The following is a 10,919-nucleotide window of genomic DNA, read 5'->3' as shown; positions in this document are numbered from 1 at the left end:
GGGGTGCGGACGGCGGCGGATCGGTTTCGGGCGGCAGCCAGTCGTCGATGTCGGCCGGCACCGGGGTGGCCGGCGGCGGACACACGGGCCGCAGCGCCGGCGCAGGCTCTGCAACGGCGGGGGCGGGAGGCGGTTCGATCGCTTCGGCGGCGAGGGCCGGCCGCGCGGGGGATGCGGGACGGGCCTGTGGCGGTGCGGGCAGCGGCATCGGCAGCGGCTCGACGGCATCGGCATCCGGAAGCTGCAGCCGCTGCGTCTCGTCGCCGGCAGGCGCTGCCCTGCGGGTTTCCACGCCGGCGGGCAGCGCCGGCGGGCCCTCAGGCGCCTGCTGCGCGGTGGCGGGGTCCGGCTCGAAGGGCGGCCCGGACAGCGCCTGTGCGTCCGCCGGCACCGGCTGCGCTGCGCCCGGCAGCACGCGCCGGCTCAGCCACAGCGGGATGCCGAGCGCGGCGAGATAGCGGCGGTGACGGTCGGACATCCCGGAAACGGCGGACTCAGACGTCGCCGAGCTGCGGGTGCGCGCGCCCGGCATTCGCGCCCAGCTTGCCGAGGGCGTTGACGTAGGCCTTGGCCGAGGCGATGACGATGTCGGTGTCGGCGCCCTGGCCGTTGACGACGCGCCCGGCCTTCTCGACGCGCACGGTGACCTCGCCCTGGGCGTCGGTGCCGCCGGTGATGGCGTTGACCGAGTAGAGCTTCAGCTCGGCGCCGGCTTCGAGGATCTGCTCGATGGCCTTGAACGCGGCATCGACCGGGCCGGAGCCCTGGGCGCGGGCGCGCCGTTCGCTGCCGTCGACGCTCAGCACGACCTCGGCGACCGGGATCTCGCCGGTCTCGGAGCCGACGCGCAGATAGGCGAGACGCACGCGCTCGTTGCCGGCTTCGAGCGCGGCCTCGGTGACGAGCGCCTGCAGGTCCTCGTCGAAGATCTCGTGCTTCTTGTCGGCAAGGTCCTTGAAGCGCGCGAAGGCGGTGTTCAGCTCGGCATCGGAGCCGAAGCCGAAGCCGAGTTCCTCCATGCGCGCACGGAAGGCGTTCCGCCCCGAATGCTTGCCAAGCACCATGCGGTTGGCGGTCCAGCCGACGTCCTCGGCGCGCATGATCTCGTAGGTCTCGCGGTGCTTGAGCACGCCGTCCTGGTGGATGCCGGACTCGTGCGCGAAGGCGTTGGCGCCGACGATGGCCTTGTTCGGCTGCACCGGAAAGCCGGTGATGCCCGAGACCAGCCGCGAGGCCGGCACGATCTGCGTGGTGTCGATGCGCGTGTCGCAGCCGAAGACATCCTGGCGCGTGCGCACAGCCATGACGATTTCCTCAAGCGCGGCGTTGCCGGCGCGCTCGCCGAGGCCGTTGATCGTGCATTCGACCTGGCGGGCGCCGGCGAGCACGGCGGCCAGCGAGTTGGCGACCGCGAGCCCGAGGTCGTTGTGGCAGTGCACCGAGAACACCGCACGTCCGGCGTTCGGCACGCGCGCGCGCAGCGCGCGGATGGTCTCGGCGAACTGCTGCGGCACGTTGTAGCCGACCGTGTCCGGGATGTTGATCGTGCGTGCGCCGGCGTCGATGACCGCCTCGACGATGCGGCAGAGGAAGTCGATCTCGGAGCGCCCGGCATCCTCGGCCGAGAACTCGACATCGTCGGTCCACTGGCGCGCGCGCTGCACGGCCGCGACCGCCGCCTCGATGACGGCGTCGGGCTCCATGCGCAGCTTCATCTTCATGTGGATCGGGCTGGTGGCGATGAAGGTGTGGATGCGCGCTTGCGCGGCGTCCTTCAGCGCCTCGCCGCAGCGGTCGATGTCGGCGGCCGTGGCGCGGCAGAGTCCGGCGACGGTCGACTCGCGCACCGCGCGCGCGACCGCCTGCACGGATTCGAAGTCGCCGGGGCTCGCCATCGGGAAGCCGGCCTCGATCACGTCGACGCGCATGCGTTCGAGCATCTTCGCGATGCGGATCTTCTCGTCGCGCGTCATCGAGGCGCCGGGGCTCTGCTCGCCGTCGCGCAGCGTCGTGTCGAAGACGATCAGCTTCTCGGGCAGGGCTTCGGGGCGGGGGTCGGAATTCGGGGCGATCGGACTCATCGGCGCAGACTCCGGGCCTGCGCGCACGGCGGGCAGGCGGCAACGGGCAGGACAGACGCGGCACTATAGGATTGCACCCCGGCACTGCCAAGCCGCGCACCCGTGCACTCAGGCCGCGCCCTCGTCCCCGGCGTCGTCACCGTCGCGCAGCTTGCGGCGCAGGATCTTGCCGACCGGCGTCTTCGGCAGCTCGTCGCGGAATTCGACGAATTTCGGAATCTTGTAGCCGGTGAGGCCGGTGCGGCAGTGCGCGATCAGGGCCTCGGCCGTGAGCTGGGGATCGCGGCGCACGACGACGAGCCTGACCACCTCGCCGCAGACCGGGTCCTCGGCGCCGACCGCGGCGGCTTCGAGCACGCCGGGGTGCTGCATCACGTAGTCCTCGACCTCGTTCGGGTACACGTTGAAGCCCGAGACCAGGATCATGTCCTTCTTGCGATCGACGAGATGCACGTAGCCGCGCGCATCGACGCGGGCGATGTCGCCGGTCCTGAGCCAGCCGTCGGCATCGAGCACCTTCACGGTCTCGTCGGGCCGCTGCCAGTAGCCGGCCATCACCTGCGGGCCGCGCACGCAGAGTTCGCCGGCCTCGTCGATGCCGAGTTCGACGCCGTCGGCATCGCGGATCGAGATCTCGGTCGAGGGCAGCGGCAGGCCGATCGCGGCGTTGTACTCGGCGAGCGACAGCGGGTTCACGCACACGGCCGGCGAGGTTTCGGTGAGGCCGTAGGCCTCGACCAGCGTCACGCCGGTGGCCTTCGCCCAGCGCTCGGCGACCGCCCGCTGCAGCGCCATGCCGCCGGCGAGCGACACCTTCAGCTGCGACCAGTCGATGCGCCCGAACTCGGCGTGGTTCAGCAGCGCGTTGAACAGCGTGTTGACGCCGGTGATGCCGTGCACCGGCGCCTTCGCGAGCTCATCGACGAAGGCCGGGATGTCGCGCGGGTTCGGGATCAGCAGGTTGCACCAGCCCATGCGCAGGAAGGTCAGGCAGTTCGCGGTCAGCGAGAAGATGTGATAGAGCGGCAGCGCCGTGACGATGGTGCCGTTGCCGACGCCGCCGAGCGCCGGCGTGATCCAGGCCGTCGCCTGCAGCAGGTTGGCGGCGAGGTTGCGGTGCGTGAGCATCGCCCCCTTGGCCACCCCGGTCGTGCCGCCGGTGTACTGCAGGAAAGCCACGTCGGTCGCGGCCACCGCCACCGGCTGCGGCGTGCCGCCGGCCTGGGTGTCGGCGAACGGGATCGCCCGCGGCAGCTCGTACGGACGCACCAGCTTCTTCACGTGGCGCACGACGGCGTTGACCAGCCAGCGCCGCGGCACCGGCAGCAGGTCGCCCATCGCCGTGACCACGATGTGCCGGATCGCCGTGCGCGCGACGACCTTCTGCAGCACGTGCGCGAAGTTCTCGAGGATCACGATGACCTCGGCACCGGAATCCGCGAGCTGGTGTTCGAGCTCGCGCGGCGTGTACAGCGGATTGACGCCGACCACCGTGCAGCCGGCGGCGAGCGTGCCGAACAGCGCCACCGGGTACTGCAGCACGTTCGGCATCATCAGCGCGACGCGCGTGCCCGGCGCCACGCCGAGGCCCTGCAGCCAGGCGGTGAACTCGCCGGCACGGCGCGCGAGTTCGGCGTAGCTGATCTCGTGCCCGAGGCTGCGACAGGCTGCCCGGTCAGCAAAGCGTGCGCAGGATTCGGCGAACAGTTCCGGCAGCGTGCCGGTGCTGTCGGGGTCAATCGTCGCCGGCACGCCGGGGGGGTATTCGGCCAGCCAGATCGGTTCCATGGGGGGCTCCCGTGCGGTTGCGGAAGAGGATGGCGCCTGCATCGGTGTTGGCAGCCATCCCGGCAAGCGTATACGGCCGCCCCCGCGGCTTCCTGCCGGCGCGGACTAGACTCGGAGTCATCGCCACGCCCGGAGACCGTCATGCGCGCGCTCCTCCTGCCGCTGTTCGCCGCCCTGCTCGCCGCCCCGGCTGTCACCGATGCCGGCGAGATCTACCGCTGGAAGGATCGCGACGGTGCCTGGCACTACGGCGACCGCCCGCCTCCGGGCGCCGACGCCGAGTGGTACGACCCGCGCCCGCGTGCCGGCGTCGACCGTCAGGCAACGCCGCCGGCGGCCGGCGGCTCGCCGGGCGCGCCCCCGGCCCCGAAACCGTCCTCCGGCCCGCGCTGAGACCGCCAGCCCGTGTTTTGCCGCACTGCGCAATCCATCGCTTTGCGAATTTCTTGCACCTGCACAATCGCGCCGCTAGCCTCGCAAGACCTGATGCTGCACCAGCACAAGGACGCGCCCCCTCCCCCCGTTGCAGAGGCCCGTCGCCATGACGAATCTTGCCGCCATGCTCGGCCGCTGCGTGCGTCGCGCGATCTGCCCGGTGCTGGCCCACGACTGGCGTTTCCGCGACATCGCGGCCGACGGACGCTGCACCGCGTACTGCCGCTTCTGCGGCAAGTGCGAACCGGCACGGCTGCTGCTGCGCAGCCCGCCCGCGGCCGCCGCACCGCCTTCGGTGCTGACGGCGGCCCCGACCGCTCCGGATGTCATCGACCTCCAGGCCCGGCAACGGGAACTCGCCGCATGAGTCCCCGGCTGCCGACCGGCCTGCTGCTCGGCTGCGCCTGCTGCCTGCTCGCCGGCCTGCCGGCGCTTGCCGCCGGCGATTCCGTCCGCCGGGACGAGCTGTTCGGCCTGATCCCGACCGGTACGCGCACCGGCTCGAACCCCCTGCAGCGGGCCGACCAGCAGACCTGTGACGAACTCGCCCGCCGCGCCCGGCTCGCGGCCGACATCGGCAACCGCGCCGGCCAGCAGGATTCCCAGCGCCAGCAGCGCGAGGCCGGCTGCCCGTAGCCGGCGCCTGCCCCGGCCCCGTGCCGGGGCCGGCAATGCGGTGTATCGTTCGGCGCCTCGCCGGCGGTGCCGCACTGCCCGTCGCGATGATCCCGCTGCCGGACGCCCGTCGACCGTGACCGCTGCGGCGCGCCCGGCATTCGCGCGTACCTCGACCCCCTGGGACTCCGCATGGCTCAGTACATCTACACGATGAACCGCGTTTCGAAGGTGGTGCCGCCGAAACGCGAGATCCTGAAGAACATCTCGCTGTCGTTCTTCCCGGGCGCCAAGATCGGCGTGCTCGGCCTCAACGGCTCGGGCAAGTCCTCGCTGCTGCGGATCATGGCCGGCATCGACACCGACATCCACGGCGAGGCCCGGCCGCAGGCCGGCATCAAGGTCGGCTATCTGGCGCAGGAGCCGCAGCTCGATGCCGGCAAGGACGTGCGCGGCAACCTCGAGACCGCCGTGCAGCCGATCAAGGACGCGCTCGCGCGCCTCGATGCCGTCTACGCGGCCTATGCCGAACCCGACGCCGACTTCGACAAGCTCGCCGCCGAGCAGGCCGAACTCGAAGCCTATCTGCAGGCCACCGACGGCCACGATCTGGAGCGCACGCTGGAGATCGCCGCCGACGCGCTGCGCCTGCCGCCGTGGGACGCCGATGTCACCAGGCTCTCGGGCGGCGAGAAGCGCCGCGTCGCGCTCTGCCGGCTGCTGCTGTCGAAGCCCGACATGCTGCTGCTCGATGAGCCGACCAACCACCTCGACGCCGAATCGGTCGCCTGGCTCGAACGCTTCCTGCACGAGTATCCGGGCACCGTGGTCGCGGTCACGCACGATCGCTACTTCCTCGACAACGTCGCCGGCTGGATCCTCGAACTCGACCGCGGACACGGCATCCCGTGGGAGGGCAACTACTCCTCGTGGCTGGAGCAGAAGGAGCAGCGCCTGGAGCGCGAGGAGAAGCAGGAGAACGCGCGCATCAAGGCGATGAAGCAGGAGCTCGAATGGGTGCGCAGCAACCCCAAGGGCCGCCACGCCAAGTCCAAGGCGCGTCTGGCGCGCTTCGAGGAACTCGAATCGCAGGAATTCCAGAAGCGCAACGAGACCCAGGAGCTCTACATCCCGCCGGGGCCGCGGCTCGGCGAGCTGGTGGTCGAGGCCGAGAACCTGAAGAAGGGCTTCGGCGAGCGCCTGCTGATCGACGGCCTGAACTTCCGTCTGCCCAGGGGCGGCATCGTCGGCGTCATCGGTCCGAACGGCGCCGGCAAGTCGACGCTGTTCCGGATGATCTGCGCCCAGGAAACCCCGGACAGCGGCAGCCTGCGCGTCGGCGACACGGTGCAGCTCGCCTACGTCGACCAGAGCCGCGACGCGCTGACCGGCAGCAACACGGTCTGGCAGGAAATCTCCGACGGTCAGGATCTCATCCAGATCGGCAGCTACCAGATCAACTCGCGCGCCTACTGCGGGCGCTTCAACTTCAAGGGCACGGACCAGCAGAAGTTCATCAAGGACCTCTCGGGCGGCGAGCGCAACCGCGTGCACCTCGCGAAGCTGCTCCGGAGCGGCGGCAACGTGCTGCTGCTCGACGAGCCGACCAACGACCTCGATGTCGAGACGCTGCGCGCGCTGGAGGAAGCCCTGCTCGCCTTCGCCGGCTGCGCGGTGGTGATCTCGCACGATCGCTGGTTCCTTGACCGCATCGCCACGCACATCCTCGCCTTCGAGGGCGATTCGCAGGTGGTCTGGTTCGAGGGCAACTACGCCGACTACGAGGCCGACCGCAAGCGCCGCCTCGGCGTCGAGGCTGACCAGCCGCACCGCATCCGCTACAGGCGCCTGGCCTGAAATCCCCGCCCCGTGCGGCGCTCGCCTTCATGCTGCGACCGCCGCACGCTTCTTCGCAGTCCGGCGCAAGCCTCCGGAGCGCTTCGTCATCCGAAACGAATGCACTCGCCCAGCGAGGTTTTGCAGCTTCAAGTCGTGTGCCGCAAGGTTTAGAATCCGCCGACTTCCAGACCCGGACCGAACCGGAACCGGGCGCAAGCGTGGCTCAGGGCAGCGCGAAACTCCTTCACGATGGGCATGCAGCCAACTCCTTATGAACGACTCGGCGGCGCGGAGAAAATCCGCGGGCTCGTCGACCGTTTCTACGAGTTGATGGACACGCTGCCCGAAGCCGCGGCAATCCGCCGCCTGCATCCGGACGACCTTTCCGGATCGCGGGAAAAGCTCTTCCAGTACCTGTCCGGCTGGCTCGGCGGTCCGCCGCTGTACGAGTCCCGCTACGGACATCCGCGCCTGCGCGCGCGTCACCTGCCGTTCCCGATCGACTCCGGCGGCCGCGACCAGTGGCTGCTCTGCATGAACCGTGCACTCGATGAAAGCGGCGCCGATCCGGCGCTGCTCGATTCGCTGCGCAAGGCGCTGGCCCAGGTGGCCGACCACATGCGCAACCGGCCCGATCACGACCCGCCGGTGGCCTGAACCAGCCGGAGCGTCCGAGGCACGATACGAAATCCAGATTTCACGAAGTGCGGCCGCTGCCGCGCAAAACCTCCGGTGCCAGCACCGGCGAAGGGAAGAACGAACGACGGCACGGCTGCCGCGATGAAAACGAATAAATAAACCGACCGCGGGACATACCGCGGCGAAAAGAGCCGCAGCAAGACGGCAGGCCGGTCCCGGATCCGGCGAGTGGTACCGAAAAAATCAGCATCCAGGTCGAGGCCTACGAGCACCCTGACCGAGCCGAAGCTGTCCGGCGGTTCGCACGGGGTTTTTCAACGACGGGGAGTCAACAGAAGCCAAATGAGCACCTCATTCGATCAGTTCCGGCAGACTTCGGTCCTGTCCGGCGGCAATGCTGCGTATATCGAAGACCTCTACGAGAGCTTCCTGCAGGATCCCGATTCGGTTTCCGAGAACTGGCGGGCGTATTTCCTCGGCCTGCGCGCCGGCGGCAACGGCGCGGCCGAGCACCTGCACGGGCCGGTGCGCGAAGTGTTCGCGAAGATCGGCCAGAACCCGCGCGCGATCATCTCGCTGCTGCCGCAGCTCAGCGCCGGCGAGTCGCTGAATCCCGAGGCCGCGCACAAGCAGGCCGGCGTGCTGCGCCTGATCAACGCCCACCGCACGCGCGGCCACCAGGCCGCGACCCTCGACCCGCTGGCGCTGCGCGAGCGCCCGGCGGTGCCGGACCTCGATCTCGCCGAGCACGGCCTGAGCGAGGCCGATCTCGATGCCGGCTTCGACGTCGGCTCGCTGCAGGTCGGCAAGCAGCAGCTGCCGCTGCGCGAGATTCTCGAGCTCGTGCGTCGCGTGTACACCGGCAACATCGGCTCGGAGTACATGCACATCCACACCACCGAGGAGAAGCGCTGGATCCAGCATCGCCTCGAAGGCACCGGCGCGAGGCTCGACCTGAACGCGGCCGAGAAGAAGGAACTGCTCGACTGGCTGGTCGCTGCCGAGGGCCTCGAAAAGTACCTGCACACCAAGTACGTCGGCCAGAAGCGCTTCTCGCTCGAAGGCGGCGACTCGCTGATCCCGATGATGGACGCGCTGATCCAGCACGCCGGCGCGAGCGGTGCGAAGGAAATCGTCATCGGCATGGCCCACCGCGGCCGCCTGAACATGCTCGTGAACATCCTCGGCAAGGCGCCGGCGGAGCTGTTCAAGGAGTTCGAGGGCAAGAAGAAGACCAGCGCCGAAATCTCCTCGGGCGACGTCAAGTACCACATGGGCTTCTCGTCGGACGTGGCGACGCCGGGCGGCGTCGTGCATCTGGCGCTCGCCTTCAACCCCTCGCACCTGGAAATCGTCAACCCGGTGGTCGAGGGCTCGGTGCGTGCGCGTCTGGAGCGGCGCAAGTCCGGCGGCCAGGACTCGCCGCTGCCGTTCCTCGAAGTGCTGCCGGTGCTGATCCACGGTGACGCGGCCTTCGCCGGCCAGGGCGTCAACCAGGAGCTGTTCCAGATGGCGAGCGTGCGCGGCTACCGCACCGGCGGCACCGTGCACATCGTCGTCAACAACCAGATCGGCTTCACGACCTCGAACCCGCTCGACGTGCGTTCGTCCACGTACTGCACCGACGTCGCCAAGATCATCCAGGCGCCGGTGTTCCACGTGAACGGCGACGATCCCGAGGCCGTGCTGTTCGTCACCAAGCTGGCGATGGACTACCGCACGACCTTCGGCAAGGACGTGGTCATCGATCTGGTCTGCTACCGCCGCCACGGCCACAACGAGGCCGACGAGCCCTCGGCCACGCAGCCGATGATGTACAAGAAGATCAAGGCCCGCTCGACCGCCGCGACGCTGTATGCGGAGCAGCTCGTGCGCGAGGGCGTGCTCGCCGACGGCGAGTTCACGCAGCGCGTCGCCGACTACCGCGCCAAGCTCGACGCCGGCATCCAGGTCTCGCGCCCGACGCTCGAAGGCGTCTCGAACCCGTACGCGGTCGACTGGGCACCGTACAAGAACGAGGACTGGTCGCAGCCCGGCGAGACCGGCTTCCCGATGGAGCGCCTGCAGCAGCTCGCCGAGAAGCTGCAGACCATCCCCGATGGCCACGAGCCGCACGCCCGCGTCGCCAAGATCGTCGATGACCGCCGCAAGATGGCCGCCGGTGCGCTGGCCCTCGACTGGGGCTTCGCCGAGAACATGGCCTACGCGACGCTGCTCGAAGAAGGCTTCCAGGTGCGCGTCTCCGGCGAGGACTGCGGTCGCGGCACGTTCTTCCACCGCCATGCGGTGCTGCACAGCGTCGTCGACGGCTCGGCCTACATCCCGCTCGCCAACGTCAGGCCCGACCAGCCGACCTTCACGGTCATCGACTCGATCCTGTCCGAAGAGGCCGTGCTCGGCTTCGAGTACGGCTACGCGACCGCCGAGCCGAACGGCCTGATCATCTGGGAAGCGCAGTTCGGTGACTTCGCCAACGGCGCGCAGGTGGTCATCGACCAGTTCATCTCCTCGGGCCAGACCAAGTGGGGCCGGCTCTGCGGCCTGGTGATGCTGCTGCCGCACGGCTTCGAGGGTCAGGGTCCGGAGCATTCCTCGGCGCGTCTGGAGCGCTACCTGCAGCTGTGCGCCGAGCACAACATGCAGGTCATCGTGCCGTCGACGCCGGCGCAGTGCTTCCACATGCTGCGTCGCCAGTGCAAGCGCAGCTTCCGCAAGCCGGCGATCGTCATGAGCCCGAAGAGCCTGCTGCGTCACCGCCTGGCGGTGAACACGCTCGAAGACCTCGCCAACGGCCGCTTCCAGGAGATCATCCCGGAGATCGACGCCCTCGATCCGGCCAAGGTCACGCGCATCGTGTTCTGCTCGGGCAAGGTCTACTACGACCTGCTCGAAAAGCGTCGCGAGCAGAACCTCGAGAACGTCGCGGTCGTGCGCATCGAGCAGCTCTACCCGTTCCCGAAGGCCGACTACGACACCGAGATCGCGCGCTATCCGAATGCCACCGACATCGTCTGGTGCCAGGAAGAGCCGCAGAACCAGGGTGCGTGGTACCAGAGCCGCCATCACCTCGAAGCCGGCCTGAGCGGCAAGCACACGCTCAGCTACGCCGGCCGTGCCGCCTCGGCCTCGCCGGCCGTCGGCTCGCACCAGGTCCACGTCGAACAACAGACCGCTCTCGTCAGCCAGGCCCTCGGCCTCTGAGCCCCGGCCCATAACCAGATCAACAGGGAATAACGAGAATGAGCGTAGAAGTCCGAGTTCCGAACCTCCCCGAGTCCGTCGCCGACGCCACGCTGGTCAACTGGCACAAGAAGCCGGGTGATGCGGTCAAGCGCGACGAGAACCTCGTCGATCTCGAAACCGACAAGGTCGTGCTCGAAGTGCCGGCGCCGACCGACGGCGTGCTCGGCGAGATCCTGCAGGCCGACGGCTCGACCGTGAAGGCCGGCGACCTGATCGCGACCATCGTTGCCGGGGCCGCCGCCAACGCCCCGGCCGCGGCTGCCGCGGCTGCGCCGGCCG

General features: G+C 69.4%; 9 protein-coding genes and 1 pseudogene. 7 read left to right on the top strand and 3 right to left on the bottom strand.

What is annotated here, in order from left to right; genetic code table 11:
• From PKE44_RS09150 to PKE44_RS09140, 3 genes and pseudogenes are all read right to left on the bottom strand, one after another.
• Positions 1–532, bottom strand: a pseudogene (locus tag PKE44_RS09150) (hypothetical protein); the annotation flags it as partial.
• Positions 495–2,081: a 2-isopropylmalate synthase gene (locus PKE44_RS09145; protein WP_324550330.1), complete on the bottom strand. Its 1,587-nt coding sequence runs from the start codon at positions 2,079–2,081 to the stop codon at positions 495–497. The pseudogene PKE44_RS09150 and the gene PKE44_RS09145, both read right to left, overlap by 38 nt.
• Before the next feature lie 108 nt (positions 2,082–2,189).
• Complete coding sequence (locus PKE44_RS09140) at positions 2,190–3,869, bottom strand: AMP-binding protein (protein ID WP_324550329.1); 1,680 nt, start codon at positions 3,867–3,869, stop codon at positions 2,190–2,192.
• Between the two features lie 141 nt (positions 3,870–4,010).
• Between PKE44_RS09140 and PKE44_RS09135 the strand changes: the two genes are divergently transcribed.
• From PKE44_RS09135 to PKE44_RS09105, 7 genes are all read left to right on the top strand, one after another.
• Entirely contained in the window at positions 4,011–4,262 is a 252-nt protein-coding gene (locus PKE44_RS09135) for a DUF4124 domain-containing protein (RefSeq protein ID WP_324550328.1), read from the top strand.
• 148 nt (positions 4,263–4,410) lie between these two features.
• Positions 4,411–4,671: a hypothetical protein gene (locus tag PKE44_RS09130; protein WP_324550327.1), complete on the top strand. Its 261-nt coding sequence runs from the start codon at positions 4,411–4,413 to the stop codon at positions 4,669–4,671.
• Positions 4,668–4,940 carry a hypothetical protein gene (locus tag PKE44_RS09125; protein ID WP_324550324.1) on the top strand — a complete coding sequence of 91 codons (273 nt, stop codon included), beginning with the start codon at positions 4,668–4,670 and terminating at the stop codon, positions 4,938–4,940. The genes PKE44_RS09130 and PKE44_RS09125 overlap by 4 nt, the downstream gene beginning before the upstream one ends.
• A gap of 171 nt (positions 4,941–5,111) precedes the next feature.
• On the top strand, positions 5,112–6,776 hold the full coding sequence (gene ettA, locus PKE44_RS09120) for an energy-dependent translational throttle protein EttA (protein ID WP_324550321.1): 1,665 nt from the start codon (positions 5,112–5,114) through the stop codon (positions 6,774–6,776).
• 231 nt (positions 6,777–7,007) lie between these two features.
• Positions 7,008–7,415, top strand: coding sequence for a group II truncated hemoglobin (locus PKE44_RS09115; RefSeq protein WP_324550318.1), 408 nt, complete (start codon positions 7,008–7,010; stop codon positions 7,413–7,415).
• A gap of 324 nt (positions 7,416–7,739) precedes the next feature.
• Positions 7,740–10,598: a 2-oxoglutarate dehydrogenase E1 component gene (locus PKE44_RS09110; RefSeq protein WP_324550316.1), complete on the top strand. Its 2,859-nt coding sequence runs from the start codon at positions 7,740–7,742 to the stop codon at positions 10,596–10,598.
• Positions 10,599–10,636: 38 nt separating this feature from the next.
• On the top strand, positions 10,637–10,919 hold a 283-nt coding region (locus PKE44_RS09105), incomplete at its 3' end, for a biotin/lipoyl-containing protein (protein ID WP_324550314.1).

The sequence above is a fragment of the Plasticicumulans sp. genome (genome assembly GCF_035331805.1).
Taxonomy (GTDB): Bacteria; Pseudomonadota; Gammaproteobacteria; order Competibacterales; family Competibacteraceae; genus Plasticicumulans.
The sequence above is the reverse complement of the archived record's forward strand: the minus strand, read 5'-3'. Positions and strand labels throughout refer to the sequence as shown.